A 19,334-nucleotide genomic window follows, 5' to 3' on the forward strand; every position below is an offset into this window, starting at 1 on the left:
CCCAAGCCAGACTGAGGAGGGGAGTGGGGGCAAGATTGTCGGTATGACGCTAAAAGTCTTCGCAGACGGCGGCCTTCAATCACGCATCCACAGGCCAAGTACCGCGACGCACCATCTCCCGGACACGATCAGCGCCGTTGGCCCGAACCAGCAACTCCATGCGTGCTTTCTCGATGTCCTCCGCGCTCCATTGATCGGTCGCCATCGTGGCTTTTTCATGGGACCAACCGTTGTCGTAGTGACGCACTACATACTGCTGCTGGTATTCCCACATCGACGTCCCGGGAATCGGCGTGACGATAAACGGGTTGGCGTAAGCCATGCCGGCGCCCATGAGGTTGACCGCGTAGTCGATGGTGCGGTCGATCAGCTCCAGGCTCTCTACAAAAGGCTTTTGCCCAGGTCCGCCGGGGGGATTGACGAACCCCAGCATGAACCCGCCGGTAACCTGAATGCCGTGCTGGTGCCTCGCCATGGGCGCGACGGCGGATGCCGGTTCGGCTGTTCAGCAACGATGGCTTTCCCAGATGACTGAGTAAGGGCCGCGTGGGCGCGACTGAAAAGCTCGGCCCGTCGCTCTTGATCCTCATGGTTCCCTGCGAAGCTATCAAGTTCATTTCCCTGTCTCCTTACCCGTCGAGATCACCCTGAGGTCGTGCGTGAGCGTGAAGTGGCGATGACCGCCCCCGTAATGATCAACACCGCGGGAATCATCAGGATCGGCTTGGCATCGCTTTGCCCCACGGCAATCAGCAGGAGCGTGGAGAACAGCGGCGCGAGATAAGACAGGGCGCCCAGCATCGATAGGTTTCCGTGCTTGGTCGCGTGGTCCCAGGCAAAAAAAGCCAGGCCCACTGGGCCCAGCCCCAGGGCAATGATTGCGGCCCACTGGCCCGGCCCAGGCCGCACCGTGGTTTCCAAAGCCAGGTGGCAGAGCCCGCCGGCCACTGCCACCAGCCCGCAGATCCCCCCGATGATGCTGCTCGGAACATGGCTGAACCGCCGGTTGAACACCGAATACATCGCCCAGACCCAGGCACACGCAAAGGCTGCGGCGTAACCGACCACCGGCATCGACGCACTGTCACTCCGGGCCCGCAGCTGCATGATGAAGGCCGTCCCCGCCAGGCCGAGCAGGGCGCCCAGCAGCTGGCGCTTGCGCAGCGACTCGCCGGTGGCAAAGCTCGACAGCAGCACGATCAGCAGTGGCCACAGGTAGGCAATCAGGCTGGCTTCAGCCGCAGGCGCGGCCTTCAACGCAAAGAAATACAACGCGTGATAGACAAAGATCCCGGCAAAACCCGTGGCCCACACAGGCCAGGGCTGACGCCAACTGCTGAACCCTGCTGCGCCACGCATCCCCAGCACGCATAGGCTGGCCACAAACGCGACCGCGAAGCTCAAAGCCAGTAACTGAAAGGCCGGGATGCCGGCGGTCAAGGTGGTCAAAAGCGCCAGGCACGCCCACAAAAACACGGCAATCACCCCGATCAGCGTCGCACTGGTTGCGCCCTTGGCAAGGGTGATGGATGGGTTGGAAGTGCTCATGCAAGCCCCGTCTGCGGATAATCCTCAAGCGGGAACAATAGAAAGGTCGAGAGAGGGAGTATTGATCAGGCCCGCCAAAGAATTGTTCGGGACTGCTGTTTTTTCAGGGAACGCGCCCTTGTTTACGCACCACGGCCGGCGTCAGATGGCGGGCTTTCTTCAGGGCATGGGTTAACGCACTTTGGTCGGCGTACCCGGCGCGATGCGCAATATCAATGATCGACAAAGACGTTTGGCGCAGCAGATCAATGGCCAGATTCAGGCGCAAGTTCGCGATATGCGAGAACGGCGTGGTGTTCAGGTGCTGCGCGAATAGCACATACAAGCGCCGCTCACTGGTGCCCGCATAACGCGCAATATCATGCACCGTCAGGGCGCTGCCCAAGTGCTTCTCGATGTAGGCCAACGCACGAGCGAGAATGAACTGACCGGGATCGCTCCGCGCAACCTCGGGCTGCAATAACGAACACAACAACAACCGACTCCAGGACTCGGCCATCGCGAGCGACCCGACCAACTGTGGCCCGTTGCAACTGGCGTAATCGAGCAAATGCCGTATATCGGGCCTGACCGCAAAAAAGCGCTTGTCGTTGAGTGGGTCAAATGACGCAACCGTACCCTTCTGCACCTCGCCACGCTCGGTCGAGACGTCCAGCACCAGGAAACGGTTATGGGTATTGGCCAGGAACGTATGCCGAGCCCCAGCAGAAATCACCACCCCCTGACTCGCATCGACCTTGCCACCTCGCCCGTCGACCTCAATCTCCATCGACCCGGATTGAGGAAGCACGATTTGATGGAAGTCGTGCTGGTGAAGCTCGACCTGACCAGAGTAGGAGCGTAATGAGAGGGAGAGCGATTGGGGGGTGGTGGTGCTCATCCGTGAGTCTCCGGGGGTGAGGGGGGTATCGTATGTCAGTGCTCTGGTTGGATGCCAGACTGTATGTGGGGGGAGGGATTTTGCTGGGCTTGGGGTTGTGTTTATGAGGACGTTAAGGCGTGTGATTCAACGGTGCGACGGGGGGACTTGCGGGGGGAAGGGCAGTGGTAAACCGTTAGGAACAAGAAAGCCCGCACTAGGCGGGCTTCTTGAGGTGTTCCGTAGACTGTCTGAGACAGGTCTAAACAGCTATATGGTGCACCCGGCGGGATTCGAACCCACGACCCCTGCCTTCGGAGGGCAGTACTCTATCCAGCTGAGCTACGGATGCAATGCGGGCGCCATGATACTCATCTGGCCGGGGGGCGTCCAGTTGCAGGGCGGTGAAGGGGCAAATCAGGGCAGGGTCTTACGTCTGCGGTGTCGCTGAGGGTTTGCCCGCTTGATGTCGCCGCCCGGTCCATGGGGGCTGGGTTCAGGACTCTGGCGCAGCCGTGGACTGATGCGGCGGGTGGCCGTGGGGTTGTTTGGGGGCTTTTTGCTGGGTCGTTCTGTTCTGCTCATGCCAACGCGTCAAGGCGTCAGCGCCGCCCTCGGCGTGGGCAAACACTGGCAGGGTGATGATTGAAGCGAGCGCGATCCACTTGATTAACGTGTTCATTCTGCAAGTACCTTCGTGAGTGGGGATAAGCAGTCGGCAATACCGCGAAAGCGGCCGACCTTCAGGTGATGGCCGTCGTTGCGTTTTCGTATCGCTCCAGTAGCCAGGCCAGGTTTCGGTAACGCGCCGCCCACTGCTCGGCGCCCAGCCGCTGCATGGACTTGGCTGCTCTGCGTGCTTGTGCGGCTCCTATGGCGGTGTGGTGAGTCGACCGGGTCAGCCTTCTATTGGCCGTGGCTGCGCAGCGGGCAATCGGCGAGCCGGGGGGCAGGCGACGTGTGTGGCGTTGGAGTCGTGCGAGTTCGCGGCTGAGTTGGAGCGATAGATAGCCAGCCTCGTAATCCCCCTGACGGTGGGCGCCCAACAGGCTTTTCAAGGCGACGATGCGGTGCTGCTGTTGCGCTTGCCACCGGCGATGATTGAGCGTGTCTGCTCGATGCAGAAGCCGGCGCGTTGCGTGTAGCAGCGAGCGCTTGAGTGCCTGCACGGTGTGCTGGGGCTTTTTGGGAACAATGTTGAACGCCAGAAGACAGATGCCCATCGCGACAAACCAGGCGAGCGCTTGGTTGACGAAGTCGGCGAAGTCGTAATGAGCGGTCGCGCCGGTGCTGACCAGCGTGTTGAACGCAATCAGGTAGGCGATCCCGATGAGGGCTTGACGAGGTCGGGTGGTGGCGTGAATGCCGAATGACCAGAACACCGCCAGCATCACTACAAGCAGTGGAAAGCCATTGATCGCCGGCATCAGTAAAAATTTGCACACCAGTGCGGCCAGCGTGGCGTAAAAGGTCCCTTTGATAAAACCGATGATGCCTTGAACCGGGTCGGGCGCCGCAGCCGATAGCGTGCAGCAGGGCCCCAGCACCGCCAGCAGGGTGGGGCCTTGATTCCAGCCGCTCAGGTACCACACGGCACCGGCGACCAGGGTGGCACCCAAGGCACGCAGACCGTTGCGAGCGGCGTCCTGATAGTTGCGATGAAACCCCTTCACCGTTTGGCGCGCTTGAGTGTCGCGCTCAAGGCTGGAGAAGCTGTGCAGGGCGGCATGCAGATCCGCAAGCTGCTCGCGCAAGCGCTCCACCCCTAACGCCGTGAGGGCAGAGGCTGCGCGAAGGCCGCCAACCGTTTCCTCGTTCTCAAGCGCGCTCATTGCTTGTTTCACCCGATCCGCCGCCGTAGTGAAGTCGAGGGTGCGATCGTCCAACGCCTCGCCCAGGTGCCGAAGCGCTTTACTGATCCGGTTAAAAAACAAACACCCCGGGGCATCGTGATCGTCCAGGCGTATATCCATAACGGCCGACTGCAATTGAGCGAGACCGGTTTGAATCACGGGCAGGCGCGTCCGGATAAGCACGGACTCACCCCAGCCGATGCCGAGAAGCTCATCCACTTTGCCGATGTCCATCGACAGCTGCGCGCGCCGCGCGGCCAGCTCGGGTGTTTCTTCGTTGGTGAACCGATCAGCCAACTGGTGTGCAGCGCGGGCAGACACGTCGACCAGCGCGTTCAGCAGCTTGCGATCAATGGTTTTACGACTGCCCAGCGTGGCAATAAGGCTGAGGCTGAACACGCCGACCACCACGGCGGTGCCTCGGGTCACGATGTGATCGAAGCCTTGCTCGGGGGCGACAATGGCGGGGCCCAACGCCAGGCACACGGTGTAGCCGGCGACTACCGCCGCAGTTGCCTGGTAATGCCGCAGCAGCGTCATTGCCGCCACACATAAGCCGAGCCACAGGCCGACGCCGAAGATGAACAGCAACATCTGCTGGGCAAACATGCCCAGCAGAATAAAGGCCGCAGTCACCCCGATAAGCGTTCCAACCATACGGTTGAAGCCCTTGCCGACCACCGCCCCTTGCACCGGATGCACCAGCAGGAGCACGGTGGAGGCCGCAGAAAAAGGCGAGTCCAGTTGCAACTCAAAACCCAGCCAAAGCGCAAGGGTCGCGGCGATGATGCTGCGCAACACATACGCGAAGGTATCGGCCGTCCACGGTAGAGGTAGTGAGGCGAGCGCGCGGCGGACATACTCGGCCATCACATAAACCCCTGCAGCCAGTGGGTGAACCTCCAGTGCGACGGCGACTGCGCATCGACGATCTCAACGCTCGCCGTCATCCCCGCCGCCAGTTCGACCCCGGCCGGAACTTTATCCAGTTCGATGCGTACAGGCACGCGCTGGGCCAGTCGTATCCAGCTGAACGTCGGGCTGACTTGAGGTAACCCGCTGTCGTTGCGCAGTTCATTGCCATCGGCGATCCCGCGTCCGATGCTGGCGACGTGTCCCTTGAGCAGTGGCGAGAAGCCCATCAATTTGATGGCTGCGGGCGCGCCTTCGCGGATGTTGGAGAGCTTGGTCTCTTCGAAATAGCCAGTGACCCAAAAGCTATGGCCATCGACCACGAACAGATTGGTATCGCCGTGGGCGGCGTAATCGCCTGGCTGTAAGCGCAGTTGAGTGACATAGCCGTCTACGGGGGAACGCAGGGTCGTGCGCTCCAGGTCCAGCCGCGCTCTGGCCAATTGGCCCTGCGCGGCATCGAGGCGAGCTTTGGCGACGTTCAGGGCGCGAGCGGCGTTGTCGATTTCCTCGCGGGCAATGGCGTCCCCGAGGCGAGTGCGACGTTTGAATTGTTCGTTGCGTTGCTCAAACACACTTTGCGCTTCGGCCAGCTCTGCCGCCCGTTGGCGCTGGGCCAGCAAATAGTCGCGCTGGTCGATGCGGTAGAGCAGATCGCCTTTGGACACCCATTGATTATCAGCCACCGCCAGGTGTTCGACCTGGCCGGACACCTCTGGGGCTATGCGAATAACTTGAGCGCTGACCCGCCCATCGCGGGTCCAGGGCGCCAACACATAGGCACGCCACAGCTGCATGCACAGGGCGACGGCGACAAGGCCCAAGGCCAGGGTCGCGGAGGCTTTCAGGCATTTGACGACAGACATAGGCGGCCTCACTCAAACCGTCAGAAACAGCGTGGCCAAAATGATCAGCAGCACAAAAAAGCGCGACAGGCTGGGATGCCATGCCCACTCCAAGGGGCCGTCGACTAAATGTTTCAACGCCTGGTAAGCGAGGGCCGAGGCGATCAGATAGGCCAACAACGGAGGGATGTAGAGGTTCGCAATCGACAGTTCACTCAGCATCTTCATCACCGTAAATCGATGGGCTCGCAGGGAGCGAGCGCTACTAGATGAGAATGCTACGCAACAACCGGAGGTGCCGATATCGACTACACTGCCAATTAATAATCAAATCCGGTCAATGTGAGAGATGCCAATGCAGGACGTTCAGCACCCGCCACTGGAGCAATTCGACCTGGACGACCTTGGTCAGCCCGCCGTGGCGCTGATGCTGACCACGCAGCAGCACGTCAGGGAGTTTCCGGTGCATGAGCACCGCAAAGGCCAACTGGTCGTGGCCTGCCGCGGCGGTATCGTTTGTACGGTGGAGAATGGGGTGTGGATGGTGCCACCGGGGTTCGGTGTGTGGATTCCGGCCGGTGTGTCCCACAGCAACCGGGTCACGGCGAATGGGCAAGTGTGCTTTCTGCTGGTTGAACCTGAGGCGGCGGCGCTGCCCGATCAATGCTGCACATTGGCGTTGTCACCGGTGATTCTCGAACTGATCTTTCATCTCAGCGCGCAGGACCAGGCGTACCCGGCGGACTCTCCCACGGCTCGGTTGACCAGCGTATTGCTCGAACAGCTGGAAATGGCACGCTGCGAGCAGTTGTACCTGCCCCTTCCTGCCGCTTCCCCCTTGCGCACCATCGCCAAGGCCCTGGCGCAGGACCCTTCCAACCGCTCGACCATTGCCGATTGGGCGAGGCAGGTGGCCATGAGCGAGCGCTCCCTGGCTCGGCTGGTCAAAAGCGAAACCGGCCTGACCTTTGGCCAGTGGCGCCGGCAATGGCAGTTGATCGTGGCATTGCAGAGCCTGGCGGAAGGAGAGACCGTCCAACGCACTGCCGAAGTGCTGGGTTATGAGTCGGTGAGCTCTTTTATCAGCATGTTCCGAAAGACCCTGGGCGCGTCGCCGGCGCGGTACGTGCGCAGTACTGGCATGGCCAAGACTTCGGCAGCGCCTACGCTGGTCAGATAACGTCAGCGAATTCGCCGTTTTCGTTCTTTTTTTCGAACATCCTATTGCCCTGCACCCCCATTGATCCTAGGATTCGTTTGAGATTTCAAACGCTCTGTCTCCCGTGCGCTTTTTTCGCTTCACTCGCGCGCAGGGGCTGATTTCCCTGACGGCAGCCCACAAGGCGCCTTTCAACAACTCTAATTCGCTCCGCGTGCGCGCGGTGCTGTTAAGGAAACCCGACATGCAGCTTAAAGATGCCCAGTTGTTCCGCCAGCAAGCCTTTATCGATGGCGCTTGGGTCGATGCGGACAACGGCCAGACCATCAAGGTCAACAACCCGGCCACCGGTGAGATTCTCGGCACCGTGCCAAAGATGGGCGCCGCAGAAACCCGCCGCGCCATCGAAGCCGCCGACAAGGCGCTGCCAGCCTGGCGCGCACTGACCGCCAAGGAGCGCGCCAACAAGCTGCGTCGTTGGTTCGAACTGCTGATCGAAAACCAGGAAGACCTCGGTCGCCTGATGACCCTCGAACAAGGCAAGCCGCTGGCCGAAGCCAAGGGCGAAATCGTCTACGCCGCGTCCTTTATCGAGTGGTTCGCCGAAGAAGCCAAACGCATCTACGGTGACGTGATCCCCGGCCACCAGCCCGACAAGCGCCTGATCGTGATCAAGCAGCCGATCGGCGTGACCGCTGCGATCACCCCGTGGAACTTCCCGGCCGCGATGATCACCCGCAAAGCCGGCCCGGCCCTGGCCGCCGGTTGCACCATGGTCATCAAACCGGCCTCGCAAACCCCATTCTCGGCCCTGGCCCTGGTGGAACTGGCGCACCGTGCCGGTATCCCGAAAGGCGTGTTGAGCGTGGTCACCGGCAGCGCCGGCGACATCGGCGGCGAACTGACCAGCAACCCGATCGTGCGTAAATTGTCCTTCACCGGCTCGACCGAAATCGGTCGCCAGTTGATGGCCGAATGCGCCAAGGACATCAAGAAAGTGTCCCTGGAACTGGGCGGCAACGCGCCGTTTATCGTGTTCGACGACGCCGACCTGGATAAGGCCGTCGAAGGCGCGATCATCTCCAAGTACCGCAACAACGGCCAGACCTGCGTCTGCGCCAACCGCCTCTACATCCAGGATTCGGTATACGACGCGTTCGCGGAAAAACTCAAGGTGGCGGTGGCCAAGCTCAAGATCGGCAACGGTCTGGAAGAAGGCACCACCACTGGCCCGCTGATCGACGAAAAAGCCGTGGCCAAGGTGCAGGAGCACATCGCCGATGCGGTGAAGAAGGGCGCCAAGCTGCTCAGCGGCGGTAAGGTGATTGAAGGCAACTTCTTCGAGCCGACGATCCTGGTCGATGTGCCTAAAGACGCTGCCGTGGCCAAGGAAGAAACCTTCGGCCCGCTGGCGCCGCTGTTCCGCTTCAAAGACGAAGCCGAAGTGATCGCCATGTCCAACGACACCGAATTCGGCCTGGCTTCCTACTTCTATGCTCGCGACCTGGGCCGTGTGTTCCGCGTGGCCGAAGCCCTGGAATACGGCATGGTCGGCGTCAACACCGGGTTGATCTCCAACGAAGTGGCGCCGTTCGGCGGCATCAAGGCCTCGGGCCTGGGCCGTGAAGGGTCCAAGTACGGGATCGAGGATTACCTGGAAATCAAATACCTCTGCCTGGGCATCTAAGCCCCGTAAGAGATTGCAGTAAACGCAGAGGGCACGAGAGCGCTGACCCTTTGCGTGTTTCATATCGTTATTCGTAGTGGCCGGGAAAGCTGTGGCAGTCGATCATCGCATGCTGCCGTAGTTGCCTCCCCGCCACGTATTCCTTGGACCACGCCACCCGATGAGTGGCGAATGAGGACTTTATGAGCAAGACCAACGCATCCCTGATGAAACGCCGCGAAGCCGCTGTACCGCGCGGTGTTGGCCAGATCCACCCGATCTTCGCCGAATCGGCGAAGAACGCCACCGTGACCGACGTTGAAGGTCGCGAGTTCATCGACTTCGCTGGCGGCATCGCCGTGCTGAACACCGGCCACGTGCACCCAAAAATCATCGCCGCCGTGACCGAACAGCTCAACAAGCTGACCCACACCTGCTTCCAGGTCCTGGCCTACGAGCCTTACGTGGAGCTGTGCGAAAAAATCAACGCCAAGGTCCCTGGTGATTTCGCCAAGAAAACCCTGCTGGTCACCACCGGTTCCGAAGCCGTTGAAAACGCCGTGAAAATCGCCCGCGCCGCCACTGGCCGTGCCGGTGTGATCGCCTTCACCGGCGCTTACCACGGCCGCACCATGATGACCCTGGGCCTGACCGGTAAAGTCGTGCCTTACTCGGCCGGCATGGGCCTGATGCCCGGCGGTATCTTCCGCGCGCTGTACCCGAACGAACTGCATGGCGTGAGCATCGACGATTCGATCGCCAGCATCGAACGCATCTTCAAGAACGATGCCGAACCGCGCGACATCGCCGCGATCATCATCGAGCCGGTGCAGGGCGAGGGCGGTTTCTACGTCGCGCCAAAAGCCTTTATGAAGCGTCTGCGCGAACTGTGCGACAAGCACGGCATCTTGTTGATCGCCGACGAAGTGCAAACCGGTGCTGGCCGTACCGGTACCTTCTTCGCCATGGAACAGATGGGCGTCGCCGCCGACCTGACCACCTTCGCCAAGTCCATCGCTGGCGGCTTCCCGCTGGCCGGTGTGTGCGGCAAGGCCGAGTACATGGACGCCATCGCCCCAGGCGGCCTGGGCGGCACCTACGCCGGTAGCCCGATCGCCTGCGCCGCGGCACTGGCGGTAATGGAAGTGTTTGAAGAAGAGCACCTGCTGGACCGCTGCAAAGCCGTCGGCGAGCGCCTGGTGACTGGCCTTAAAGCTATCCAGGCCAAGTACCCGGTGATCGGCGAAGTACGTGCCTTGGGCGCGATGATCGCGGTGGAGTTGTTCGAAGACGGCGACAGCCACAAGCCGAACGCTGCCGCCGTGGCAGCGGTAGTGGCCAAGGCCCGTGAAAAGGGTCTGATCCTGCTGTCTTGCGGCACTTACGGTAACGTCTTGCGCGTACTGGTGCCGCTGACCTCGCCGGACGAGCAGTTGGACAAAGGATTGGCGATCATGGAAGAGTGCTTCTCTGAACTCTGATAACGACCGTTGACAAAAAACCGCTTCGGCGGTTTTTTTGTGCCCGCAGATTGTACGGCGCAGGCCGCGTTGACTATGGTTCAGGCATTGCCGATGGAGCGTGACGGATGACTGCGGTTGATTTACCGGCTGTACCCCGTGTGTTGATTGCCGAGGCGGACCCTTGGTCGCAAGACCTGCTCAAGCAGGTGCTGCTGGCGGTGCGTTGTGACGCCCGGCTTGATGTGTGCGCCGACGGGCAGCAGGCGGCTACCCTGCTGCGCGACAAGCCCTACGATCTGATCCTGGCCGACTGGGAGTTGCCGGTCATCGACGGCTTGAATCTGCTGCGCGCGGTGCGTCAGCAGCGCCGTACGCCGCCTCTGCCATTTATTTTGCTGAGCAGTCGCAATGACAGTGCCAGCGTGCGCGAAGCCTTGCCCCTGGCACCCACGGCATACCTGACCAAACCGCTGAACATGCAGGCGCTGACCCAGCGTCTGCAGGACTTGCTGCTTAACGAAGGCGAAAGTGTGTATTGCGAAGTACCGGCGCTGACGCCGGGCATGACGTTGCCGGGGTTTCTGGAGCAGCGTCGCGAAGCGTCCGATGGCGCACCGCTGCGGGTCGATGTGCAAGCGGCCGTGCAGCACAGCCTCGGCCCCGACGGCCTGGACCTCAAACGCCTGGAAGAACAGGTGCGCACAGACCCGCAAATCACCGCCGTGCTTATCGCCGCCGCCAACAGCGCCGGCCATCACGGCGCACCGGTGCAGACCCTCCACGCGGCGTTGCACACACTGGCGCCGGGGCAAAGCATGAACCTGATCCTGGGCCTGGCGCTCAAGCACAACGTAGTACTCGGCGATCCGGTGCTGGCGGCGTACGCCGAGCGCTATTGGCAGTTGTCCCAAGACACGGCGGATTACGCGCTGCTGCTTGCGCACTTGCTTGAGCTGGATCGCGAGCGCTGCTACAGCGCCGGCATCCTGCATCAGTTGGGGGACCTGGCGCTGTTGCGCAGCCTGGAAGACTGGCGCCGGGGCGGTGGGGAGCTGGACGACAAAGCGATTGGCGAGTCCCTCGACACTTTTGGCGCCGCCTTCGGCTCCTCGCTGCGCGCGCGCTGGCGCTTGCCGCTGGAACTGCGTCAGCTGATTGCGGCGAGCTATTCACTGGAGGGCGGGGTGTATGCCCGTGATGCGCTGGCGGTGAACCTGGCCGCGCAAATGGCGCGGTTGACTGAGCACGAAGGCTTGGAAGCGTTGGCCGACGGCAAGACGGCACGTTTGCTCAAGATCGGCTTGTCGGAGTTGACGCGGATTCGCAAAAGGCCGGTGGGCTAAAAGTCGACGGTGGCGACGATGATGCGGTTCTTGCCCTGGCGTTTGGCTTCGTACATGGCGGCATCGGCACGGGCGAACAGGTTGTCCAGGGTTGAGTCTTCTTCGCTGAGGTTGGCCAGGCCCTGGCTGACGGTCACGCCAAATGCCTGGCCTTCGTAGCTGAAGTTCAGCGCTTGAATCTCTTTACCCAGACGTTCGGCCACCTGCAGCGCCATCTCCGGCGCGCAGCCAGGTAGCACGGCGGCAAACTCCTCGCCGCCAATACGCCCGAACAGGTCGCCACGGCGCAGCACCCCTCGGCCACTTTCGGCGATACGCCGCAGTACTTGGTCACCTTCCAGGTGGCCATAGGTGTCGTTGATGTCCTTGAAGTCGTCGATGTCCAGCAACAGAAAGGCCAGCGGCGCACCCTGTACGCTGGCGGTGTCGAAGGCTTGGTTGGCGCACTCGAAGAAGTGCCGGCGATTGCTGCTCTGGGTCAGCACGTCGGTGGTGGCCAGGCGGTGCAACTCCAGCTCCAGTTGCTTCTTTTCGGTGATGTCCTCGGCTATGCCTACCACGATCACCGGCTCGCCAGGCTCGACCTGCTGGTTGATGTAGCACTTGTCGCTCAGCCAGCGAATCTTGCCCTCGGCGGTGATGATGCGGTATTCGCGGTTTTCCACCGCGCCCTGTTCCAGCACGCGGGCCAGGCTTTGTTCGGCGTAATCGAGGTCTTCGGGGTGAATGCTGTTGCGCCATTCGCGATGATCGGCCAACAGCAGGCTGGCAGGGCGGCCGAAGACGCGTTCGTAGGCCGGGCTGACGTACAACACGCGGCGCGTCTCCCACTCCATGGCCCAGAGCACGGCATTCACACTCACCAGCAGCGAGCTGAGCAGTTGTTCGCGTTCGCTCAGCCGCTCGACTTCACCCTGAGCATGCACCAGCGCCAGCAGGGTCGAAGCCGCAGCCGGAAGCGGTTGTTCGGCAGTGGGCGGGTCAGGTAAATGAGGCTTTTCTTGAACCATCGGCACAACTCTCTCTGGGCGCGCCGCAAGGCGAAGCAGCGGTCACAACAAGGGGCCACCATGATGGCGAAGTGTTCTTTGAGAGAGGCGAATTGCGGTGAAGTTCCGTCAACGGTGTCGATTGGCGGCGCCCGGTAAATGACGCCAAAAACAGGTCGCGTGGGAGGGCGAGCCCTCCCACGGCAGGGTCACACGGCGGCAGGGCGCAGCGAGTAGGTTTTCAACTGGTGGGCAAAATCCCGCAGGGATTGGATGCCACTGGCTTCGGCTTCGTGTACCCATTCCTTGATGGCTGCCAGCATGTCGTGACCATTGGCGCTGGTCTTGACCCAGATCTGTTGCAGCGCCAGACGCTTCTCGTAGATCACCTTCAGCGCCTGGCTGTGTTCCAGCATGCTTTGGATGCGCAAGTGATGGCGATCATCCAGCAGGCTGGTTTCCCGCGACAGCAGGCGCTTGGCCCGATGGAATTGGTGCCGCACCGAGTGATCGACTTTTTCCAGCTCCTGTTTGACCAGCGGGCCAATCACCAACTTGCGGTACTGGGCCATGATCTGGAAGCGGTTGTTGAGGATCGCCATGGCGGTGTCCATGTCCAAATGGCCCTTGCCCTCCACGCGATGGGCAATCGGCGCCACGCGCTGCACCTTGGCCAGGCGCAGGAAGCTGAACACCTTGATCCACGCCCAACCCAGGTCGAACTCCCATTTCTTCACCGACAACTTGGCGGAGTTCGGGTAGGTGTGGTGATTGTTGTGCAGTTCTTCACCGCCGACGATGATGCCCCACGGCACCAGGTTGGTGGCCGCGTCACGGCATTCGAAGTTGCGATAGCCCACCGCATGGCCCAGGCCGTTGATCACGCCGGCGGCCCAGAACGGGATCCACATCATCTGGATTGCCCAGATGGTGATGCCGATGGTGCCGAACAGCAGCAGATCGATCACGCCCAGGATCGCCACGCCCAGCAGTGGGTAGGGGGTGTAGAGGTTGCGTTCGAGCCAGTCGTCCGGGCAGTTCTTGCCGTAGATACGCAGGGTTTCGGGGTTCTCCGCCTCGGCACGGTAGAGTTCGGCACCTTTGCGCAGGACGGTAGACAGGCCCTTGATCACGGGGCTGTGGGGGTCGTCGACGGTTTCGCATTTGGCGTGGTGTTTGCGGTGGATGGCGGTCCACTCGCGGGTGTTCTGCGCCGTGGTCAGCCACAGCCAGAAGCGGAAGAAGTGTTTAAGCCCGGCATTGAGCTCCAGGGAGCGATGGGCGGAATAGCGGTGCAGATAGACGGTGACCGCAATGATGGTCACGTGGGTCATCAACAGAGTGACTGCCACCAGTTGCCAGGCCGACAAGTCAAGAAAACCGTTGTACCACATAGGCTGTATGGCCCTCAGATAAAGAAAAGAACAGCTCACGCATTATCACTAAGCCTACAGAGAAAACCAGCCGCCCTTTCAGATAAGACTTACTGGATGTTTCTTATTCTATAATCCGCAGCCTTCGTGGGGCGATTCTGTTTTTTGGGTAAGGATTACTGAACCTATGCTGCTTTCATACCGAGGTGCCCTGCGCGCGGGGCTGGTATATCTGCTGGTTTCCGTCTTATGGATCGGGCTCACGCAGCGTGTATTGATCGAGTTTCTCGATAACCCCAATGAGATGAGTCTCTGGATCCAGGCGTGCGGCTACATTTGGGTAGCCCTCACCGCGCTGGCGATTTACCTGATGTGCGCGCGCTTCGTACGGGCCAATCTGCTGTTGCAGCCGTCCAAGGAGCACCGCGAGCGCCTGCGCCAGGCTGCCGCCGTGTTCGATTGCACCCGCGAGGGGGTACTGGTCACGGATGCCCAGGGCCTGATCGTGCACGTCAACCGCGCGTTTATGGAGATCACCGGATACCGGCGCGACGACGTGATGGGGCAACAGCCGAGTTTGTTCAAGTCCGGGCGCCATTCGTCGCTTTTTTACCAACAGATGTTCCAGGCCTTGGAGCGCACGGGCGAATGGAGCGGTGAAATCTGGAATCGGCGCAAAAGCGGCGAAATCTACCCGCAATGGCAAACCATCCGGGTGATTCACGATGATCATGGCCACATCAGCCATTACGTCGCGGTGTTTTCCGATATCAGCGCCATCAAGAACTCCGAGCACGAGCTGGCTCACTTGGCGCACCACGACCCCCTGACCGACCTGCCCAATCGTCTGCTATTCACCGACCGCACCGAACAGGCGCTGGCCTCGGCGCAAATCCACAAACGTGGTTGCGCTCTGCTGTTGCTCGACCTGGATCACTTCAAAATCATCAATGACAGCCTCGGCCACAACGTCGGCGACCAATTGCTCAAACTGGTCGCCGAGCGGCTGCAGAGCCTGTTCGGCCCCGGCGTGACCCTAGCGCGGCTGGGCGGGGATGAATTCGCGGTGCTGGCGGAAAGTTGTCCACAGGTGGTGCAGGCCGCGGCATTGGCTCAGCGCATGCTCGATGTGATGAAGCAACCGTTCATCTTTGACGGCCATCAGTTGTTTGTCAGTGCCAGCATCGGTATCAGTTTGTTCCCCAACGACGCCCTCAGCGCCGAACAATTGTTGCGCAACGCCGATTCCGCGCTGTTCAAAGCCAAGGGCGTCGGTCGCGAAAGCTACGCGCTGTACACCGAGGAACTCACGGCCCATGCACAGAACCGCGTGGAGGTGGCCAGCGAGCTGCGTCGCGCCCTCGAACAGCAGGAACTGCGCGTGTATTACCAGCCAGTACACGACCTGACGGGCAGCCGCCTGGTGGGCTTGGAAGCGTTGGTACGTTGGCAGCACCCGGAGCGCGGCCTGGTGCCGCCCATCGAATTTATCCCGATTGCCGAACGCACTGGCCTGATCGCAGAGATCGACGCCTGGGTCATGGATCAAGCCTGCCGCCAGATGTGCCAATGGCTGGCCGACGGCGTAAGGCTGAGCTTTGTCGCCGTCAACGTGTCCAGCCGCCTGTTCGCCCGGCGCGAGCTGTACGAGCAAGTCGCCCAGGTGCTGCATGACACGGGTTTGGACCCGGCATTCCTGGAACTGGAAGTCACCGAAAGCGCGGTGATGGACGACCCCGAGGCGGCCCTGGAACAGCTGCATCGCCTGCGCGAATTGGGTTTGCGCCTGGCGATCGACGACTTTGGCACCGGCTATTCCTCCCTTCTGCGCCTCAAGCGCCTGCCCGTGCAGAAGCTCAAGATCGATCAGGGGTTTGTCGCCGGGTTGCCATGGGATGAAGATGACATGGCGATCGTGCGCGTGGTCATCGCCCTGGCCAAAAGCATGGGCATGCAGGTGCAGGCCGAGGGTATCGAACAGGTGGAGCAGGCGCGGTTCCTGTTGGAGCAGGGCTGTGATCTGGGCCAAGGGTATTGGTTTGGCCGGCCGATACCCGCACATGAACTCGATTGGGATCGCGCACCCCTCATCCAAGCTTGAAACACCGTCAAGTGTGGGAGGGGGCCGGCTTCCTCCCACAACCTCACGCCTACCAAAAATTCTTTTTGGTTATATAAAAATTCTTAAATAGTATTTTTAAGAATATTCACGCTTATCTACTATCGCTCTCACGCCGCAAGCAGTGCCGCCACTGCCAGGCACTATTCATTTCAGGAGCGAGACCATGAGCGCATCTCTACGTAGCGTCGACGGCCAGGACGAAGCAACCATTTTGCGTGAGATCCAGAGCGCCCTGCGCGATCTGCGTTTTGGCGCGGTGGAAATTACCGTGCACAACGCCCAGGTGGTGCAGATCGAGCGCAAGGAAAAATTCCGTTTGCAGAATCCCGGTAACAAACCGAGCTAAGCGCTGACGGCGATAGACCCGCAACTATAAGAAAAAGCCAACACCCAGAATTTCAGGAGCTTCTATGTCGTCGATTCGCCGTTATGCCCTGGCCGCCCTGGCCAGCGCCGTATTTGCCGGTTCCGCGGTTGCCAAGGATTACGAGCTGCTCAATGTCTCGTACGATCCGACCCGCGAGCTGTACCAGGACTACAACGCGGAATTCACCAGCTTCTGGAAACAGTCCCATCCCGGCGACACCGTCAAGATCCAGCAATCCCACGGCGGTTCTGGCAAGCAAGGCCGTGCGGTGATCGACGGCCTGCGCGCCGACGTGGTGACCCTGGCCCTGGCCGGTGACATCGACGAAATCGCCAAACTGGGCAAAACCCTGCCGGAAAACTGGCAGACCCGCCTGCCGGACGCCAGTACTCCGTACACCTCGACCATCGTGTTCCTGGTGCGCAAGGGCAACCCCAAAGGCATCAAGGACTGGGGCGATCTGATCAAGAAGGACGTCTCGGTGATCACGCCGAATCCGAAAACTTCCGGCGGCGCCCGCTGGAACTTCCTCGCCGCCTGGGCCTATGGCCTCAAGGCCGGCGGCAGCGAAGCCAAGGCCCAGGAATACGTGAAGGAACTGTTCAAGCACGTACCGGTGCTGGACACCGGCGCGCGCGGCTCGACCATCACCTTCGTCAACAACGGTCAGGGCGACGTGTTGCTGGCCTGGGAAAACGAAGCGTTCCTGGCGCTCAAGGAAGACGGCGGCAAAGACAAATTCGATATCGTCGTACCGTCCCTGTCGATCCTCGCCGAACCGCCGGTAGCGGTGGTGGATAAGAACGCCGAGAAGAAGGGCAACACCGAAATCGCCACCGAATACCTCAAGCACCTGTACAGCCCCGCTGGCCAGGAGATTGCGGCGAAAAACTTCTACCGTCCACGGGATGAGAAAGTCGCCGCCAAATACGCCCAGCAGTTCCCGAAACTGGACTTGGTGACTATCGACAAAGACTTCGGCGGCTGGAAAACTGCCCAACCGAAATTCTTCAATGACGGTGGCGTGTTCGACCAGATCTACACGGCGCAGTAAGCCAGCAACAACCCGCCCACAGAGCCCGCATTCAGCTGCGGGTTTTGTGTGTCCGTTACGCTAACCAAGGACTCTTATGTCGCGTCGTATTTCCCCCGTCATACCCGGCTTCGGGCTGACGCTGGGTTACACCGTGGTGTACCTCAGCCTGATCGTACTCATCCCCCTTGCGGCGATGTTCGTTCACGCCGCTCAACTCACCTGGGATCAGTTCTGGGCCATTATTTCCGCACCCCGCGTGCTGGCGGCATTGAAGCTGAGCTTCAGCACCGCGCTGTACGCCGCGTTGATCAACGGCGTGATCGGCACGCTGCTGGCCTGGGTGCTGGTGCGCTACACCTTCCCCGGTCGCAAGATCATCGACGCGATGATCGACCTTCCATTCGCCTTGCCCACCGCCGTGGCCGGTATTGCGCTAACTGCGCTGTATACGCCGACCGGCCTGGTGGGCCAGTTCGCCGCCGACCTGGGCTTCAAGATCGCCTACACGCCGTTGGGCATCACCCTGGCGCTGACCTTCGTGACTCTGCCGTTCGTGGTGCGCACGGTGCAGCCGGTACTGGCCGATATCCCGCGCGAAGTCGAAGAAGCCGCCGCCTGCCTGGGCGCCAAGCCGTTGCAGGTGTTCCGCTACATCCTCGTGCCGGCGCTGTTGCCGGCCTGGCTGACCGGTTTCGCTTTGGCGTTCGCCCGTGGCGTGGGGGAGTATGGCTCGGTGATTTTTATCGCCGGCAATATGCCGATGAAAACCGAGATCCTGCCGCTGCTGATCATGGTCAAGCTCGACCAATACGACTACCGCGGCGCCACCTCCATCGGGGTGTTGATGCTGGTGGTTTCCTTTGTGCTGCTGCTGCTGATCAACTTGCTGCAGCGGCGTATCGAACGTCCTTAAGGAGGCGCGGAACATGTCCCAATCGTCTATTTCCGCCGCGTCCTCCAACGCCGCCCGACGTGGCAGCGCGGCGTCGCGGCGCATCCTGATCGGCTTCGGCTGGCTGGTGTTCGTGCTGTTTTTGCTGCTGCCGCTGTTTATTGTGGTGTCCCAGGGCCTGAAGAACGGCCTCGGCGCGTTCTTTACCGCGATTCTGGAGCCCGATGCGCTCTCGGCGTTGAAACTCACGGTGATCGCCGTGGCCATTTCGGTGCCGCTCAACGTGGTGTTCGGCGTCAGCGCGGCGTGGTGCGTGAGCAAGTACTCGTTCCGTGGCAAAAGCATTCTGGTGACGCTGATCGACCTACCGTTCTCGGTCTCGCCGGTGATTGCCGGTCTGGTGTATGTGCTGATGTTCGGCGCCCAGGGCTTCTTTGGCCCGTGGCTGCAAGAGCACGACATCCAGATCGTGTTCGCACTGCCGGGCATCGTGCTGGCGACCATCTTCGTCACCGTGCCCTTCGTGGCCCGTGAGCTGATCCCGCTGATGCAGGAGCAGGGCACTCAGGAAGAAGAAGCCGCGCGCCTGCTCGGTGCCAACGGCTGGCAGATGTTCTGGCATGTCACCGTGCCGAACATCAAATGGGGCCTGATCTACGGCGTGGTGCTCTGCACGGCGCGGGCGATGGGGGAGTTCGGCGCGGTGTCGGTGGTGTCCGGCCACATTCGCGGCGTGACCAACACCTTGCCGCTGCATGTCGAGATTCTCTACAACGAATACAACCACGTCGCCGCGTTCGCGGTGGCGAGTCTGTTGCTGGTCCTGGCGCTCTTCATCCTGCTGCTCAAGCAGTGGAGCGAGAACCGTATCAATCGCCTGCGCGCCAGTGCGGCAGAGGAATAAGTC

The 19,334-nt window shown here is 61.1% G+C and carries 18 protein-coding genes and 1 tRNA gene; 9 read left to right on the forward strand and 10 right to left on the reverse strand.

All coding sequences use genetic code 11. From position 1 onward, the window contains the following. Positions 1 to 79: 79 nt before the first annotated feature. From HRH33_RS01815 to HRH33_RS01850, 8 genes are all read right to left on the reverse strand, one after another. Positions 80 to 475, reverse strand: coding sequence for a hypothetical protein (locus tag HRH33_RS01815; protein ID WP_034136423.1), 396 nt, complete (start codon positions 473 to 475; stop codon positions 80 to 82). A 167-nt stretch (positions 476 to 642) separates the two neighbouring features. Continuing rightward, positions 643 to 1,548, reverse strand: coding sequence for an aromatic amino acid exporter YddG (yddG, locus tag HRH33_RS01820; protein ID WP_167418119.1), 906 nt, complete (start codon positions 1,546 to 1,548; stop codon positions 643 to 645). A 103-nt stretch (positions 1,549 to 1,651) separates the two neighbouring features. Next, the gene (locus tag HRH33_RS01825) at positions 1,652 to 2,428 is read right to left on the reverse strand and encodes a helix-turn-helix domain-containing protein (protein ID WP_167418120.1); all 777 of its coding nucleotides are present in this window, start codon (positions 2,426 to 2,428) and stop codon (positions 1,652 to 1,654) included. A gap of 254 nt (positions 2,429 to 2,682) precedes the next feature. Next, positions 2,683 to 2,759, reverse strand: a tRNA-Arg gene (locus HRH33_RS01830). A gap of 144 nt (positions 2,760 to 2,903) precedes the next feature. Beyond that, positions 2,904 to 3,089 carry a hypothetical protein gene (locus tag HRH33_RS01835; protein WP_123480141.1) on the reverse strand — a complete coding sequence of 62 codons (186 nt, stop codon included), beginning with the start codon at positions 3,087 to 3,089 and terminating at the stop codon, positions 2,904 to 2,906. A gap of 61 nt (positions 3,090 to 3,150) precedes the next feature. Continuing rightward, positions 3,151 to 5,130: an FUSC family protein gene (locus HRH33_RS01840; protein WP_167418121.1), complete on the reverse strand. Its 1,980-nt coding sequence runs from the start codon at positions 5,128 to 5,130 to the stop codon at positions 3,151 to 3,153. Then, positions 5,130 to 6,038 (reverse strand): efflux RND transporter periplasmic adaptor subunit, encoded by a 909-nt coding sequence (locus HRH33_RS01845; protein WP_167418122.1) that lies wholly within the window; start codon positions 6,036 to 6,038, stop codon positions 5,130 to 5,132. The genes HRH33_RS01840 and HRH33_RS01845 overlap by 1 nt, the downstream gene beginning before the upstream one ends. Positions 6,039 to 6,050: 12 nt before the next feature. After that, positions 6,051 to 6,239, reverse strand: a complete 189-nt coding sequence (locus HRH33_RS01850) for a DUF1656 domain-containing protein (RefSeq protein ID WP_034136459.1) — start codon at positions 6,237 to 6,239, stop codon at positions 6,051 to 6,053. Between the two features lie 133 nt (positions 6,240 to 6,372). On the opposite strand from HRH33_RS01850, the gene HRH33_RS01855 reads away from it, so the two are divergent. The 4 genes from HRH33_RS01855 to HRH33_RS01870 all read left to right on the forward strand — a co-directional run bounded on the left by HRH33_RS01855 (position 6,373) and on the right by HRH33_RS01870 (position 11,648). Continuing rightward, on the forward strand, positions 6,373 to 7,197 hold the full coding sequence (locus HRH33_RS01855; protein ID WP_167418123.1) for an AraC family transcriptional regulator: 825 nt from the start codon (positions 6,373 to 6,375) through the stop codon (positions 7,195 to 7,197). A gap of 223 nt (positions 7,198 to 7,420) precedes the next feature. Next, the gene (gabD, locus tag HRH33_RS01860) at positions 7,421 to 8,863 is read left to right on the forward strand and encodes an NADP-dependent succinate-semialdehyde dehydrogenase (protein WP_034095304.1); all 1,443 of its coding nucleotides are present in this window, start codon (positions 7,421 to 7,423) and stop codon (positions 8,861 to 8,863) included. Between the two features lie 182 nt (positions 8,864 to 9,045). Then, positions 9,046 to 10,323 carry a 4-aminobutyrate--2-oxoglutarate transaminase gene (gene gabT / locus HRH33_RS01865; RefSeq protein ID WP_034095305.1) on the forward strand — a complete coding sequence of 426 codons (1,278 nt, stop codon included), beginning with the start codon at positions 9,046 to 9,048 and terminating at the stop codon, positions 10,321 to 10,323. Between the two features lie 107 nt (positions 10,324 to 10,430). After that, positions 10,431 to 11,648, forward strand: a complete 1,218-nt coding sequence (locus HRH33_RS01870) for an HDOD domain-containing protein (RefSeq protein WP_167418124.1) — start codon at positions 10,431 to 10,433, stop codon at positions 11,646 to 11,648. Here HRH33_RS01870 and HRH33_RS01875 read toward each other — a convergent pair. Both HRH33_RS01875 and desA read right to left on the reverse strand, forming a co-directional pair. Further along, on the reverse strand, positions 11,645 to 12,658 hold the full coding sequence (locus HRH33_RS01875) for a GGDEF domain-containing protein (protein WP_034111275.1): 1,014 nt from the start codon (positions 12,656 to 12,658) through the stop codon (positions 11,645 to 11,647). The two genes, HRH33_RS01870 and HRH33_RS01875, sit on opposite strands and share 4 nt — an antisense overlap. A gap of 188 nt (positions 12,659 to 12,846) precedes the next feature. After that, entirely contained in the window at positions 12,847 to 14,031 is a 1,185-nt protein-coding gene (gene desA / locus HRH33_RS01880) for a delta-9 fatty acid desaturase DesA (RefSeq protein WP_034136443.1), read from the reverse strand. A 166-nt stretch (positions 14,032 to 14,197) separates the two neighbouring features. Between desA and dibA the strand changes: the two genes are divergently transcribed. The 5 genes from dibA to cysW all read left to right on the forward strand — a co-directional run bounded on the left by dibA (position 14,198) and on the right by cysW (position 19,331). Next, a complete protein-coding gene (gene dibA / locus HRH33_RS01885; RefSeq protein ID WP_167418125.1) occupies positions 14,198 to 16,111 on the forward strand; it encodes a phosphodiesterase DibA in 1,914 nt (637 codons plus the stop codon). Positions 16,112 to 16,295: 184 nt separating this feature from the next. Then, complete coding sequence (gene oscA / locus HRH33_RS01890; RefSeq protein WP_007941032.1) at positions 16,296 to 16,478, forward strand: sulfur starvation response protein OscA; 183 nt, start codon at positions 16,296 to 16,298, stop codon at positions 16,476 to 16,478. Between the two features lie 64 nt (positions 16,479 to 16,542). Further along, positions 16,543 to 17,553, forward strand: a complete 1,011-nt coding sequence (locus HRH33_RS01895) for a sulfate ABC transporter substrate-binding protein (protein WP_034095310.1) — start codon at positions 16,543 to 16,545, stop codon at positions 17,551 to 17,553. Between the two features lie 76 nt (positions 17,554 to 17,629). Further along, on the forward strand, positions 17,630 to 18,448 hold the full coding sequence (cysT, locus tag HRH33_RS01900) for a sulfate ABC transporter permease subunit CysT (RefSeq protein ID WP_034095311.1): 819 nt from the start codon (positions 17,630 to 17,632) through the stop codon (positions 18,446 to 18,448). 13 nt (positions 18,449 to 18,461) lie between these two features. Continuing rightward, on the forward strand, positions 18,462 to 19,331 hold the full coding sequence (cysW, locus tag HRH33_RS01905) for a sulfate ABC transporter permease subunit CysW (protein WP_034111277.1): 870 nt from the start codon (positions 18,462 to 18,464) through the stop codon (positions 19,329 to 19,331). Positions 19,332 to 19,334 lie beyond the last annotated feature (3 nt).

The sequence above is a fragment of the Pseudomonas rhodesiae genome (genome assembly GCF_013285305.1).
Lineage (GTDB): Bacteria > Pseudomonadota > Gammaproteobacteria > Pseudomonadales > Pseudomonadaceae > Aquipseudomonas > Aquipseudomonas rhodesiae.

Excerpts from the sequence above, each read along its gene's own strand:
- HRH33_RS01835 (WP_123480141.1), bottom strand. The coding sequence starts at position 3,089 with ATGAACACGTTAATCAAGTGGATCGCGCTCGCTTCAATCATCACCCTG.
- HRH33_RS01845 (WP_167418122.1), bottom strand. The coding sequence starts at position 6,038 with ATGTCTGTCGTCAAATGCCTGAAAGCCTCCGCGACCCTGGCCTTGGGC.
- dibA (WP_167418125.1), top strand. The coding sequence starts at position 14,198 with ATGCTGCTTTCATACCGAGGTGCCCTGCGCGCGGGGCTGGTATATCTG.
- HRH33_RS01895 (WP_034095310.1), top strand. The coding sequence starts at position 16,543 with ATGTCGTCGATTCGCCGTTATGCCCTGGCCGCCCTGGCCAGCGCCGTA.
- cysT (WP_034095311.1), top strand. The coding sequence starts at position 17,630 with ATGTCGCGTCGTATTTCCCCCGTCATACCCGGCTTCGGGCTGACGCTG.
- HRH33_RS01840 (WP_167418121.1), bottom strand. The coding sequence starts at position 5,130 with ATGGCCGAGTATGTCCGCCGCGCGCTCGCCTCACTACCTCTACCGTGG.
- HRH33_RS01855 (WP_167418123.1), top strand. The coding sequence starts at position 6,373 with ATGCAGGACGTTCAGCACCCGCCACTGGAGCAATTCGACCTGGACGAC.
- HRH33_RS01850 (WP_034136459.1), bottom strand. The coding sequence starts at position 6,239 with ATGCTGAGTGAACTGTCGATTGCGAACCTCTACATCCCTCCGTTGTTG.
- HRH33_RS01870 (WP_167418124.1), top strand. The coding sequence starts at position 10,431 with ATGACTGCGGTTGATTTACCGGCTGTACCCCGTGTGTTGATTGCCGAG.
- HRH33_RS01815 (WP_034136423.1), bottom strand. The coding sequence starts at position 475 with ATGGCGAGGCACCAGCACGGCATTCAGGTTACCGGCGGGTTCATGCTG.
- gabD (WP_034095304.1), top strand. The coding sequence starts at position 7,421 with ATGCAGCTTAAAGATGCCCAGTTGTTCCGCCAGCAAGCCTTTATCGAT.
- HRH33_RS01825 (WP_167418120.1), bottom strand. The coding sequence starts at position 2,428 with ATGAGCACCACCACCCCCCAATCGCTCTCCCTCTCATTACGCTCCTAC.
- desA (WP_034136443.1), bottom strand. The coding sequence starts at position 14,031 with ATGTGGTACAACGGTTTTCTTGACTTGTCGGCCTGGCAACTGGTGGCA.
- HRH33_RS01875 (WP_034111275.1), bottom strand. The coding sequence starts at position 12,658 with ATGGTTCAAGAAAAGCCTCATTTACCTGACCCGCCCACTGCCGAACAA.
- oscA (WP_007941032.1), top strand. The coding sequence starts at position 16,296 with ATGAGCGCATCTCTACGTAGCGTCGACGGCCAGGACGAAGCAACCATT.
- yddG (WP_167418119.1), bottom strand. The coding sequence starts at position 1,548 with ATGAGCACTTCCAACCCATCCATCACCCTTGCCAAGGGCGCAACCAGT.
- gabT (WP_034095305.1), top strand. The coding sequence starts at position 9,046 with ATGAGCAAGACCAACGCATCCCTGATGAAACGCCGCGAAGCCGCTGTA.
- cysW (WP_034111277.1), top strand. The coding sequence starts at position 18,462 with ATGTCCCAATCGTCTATTTCCGCCGCGTCCTCCAACGCCGCCCGACGT.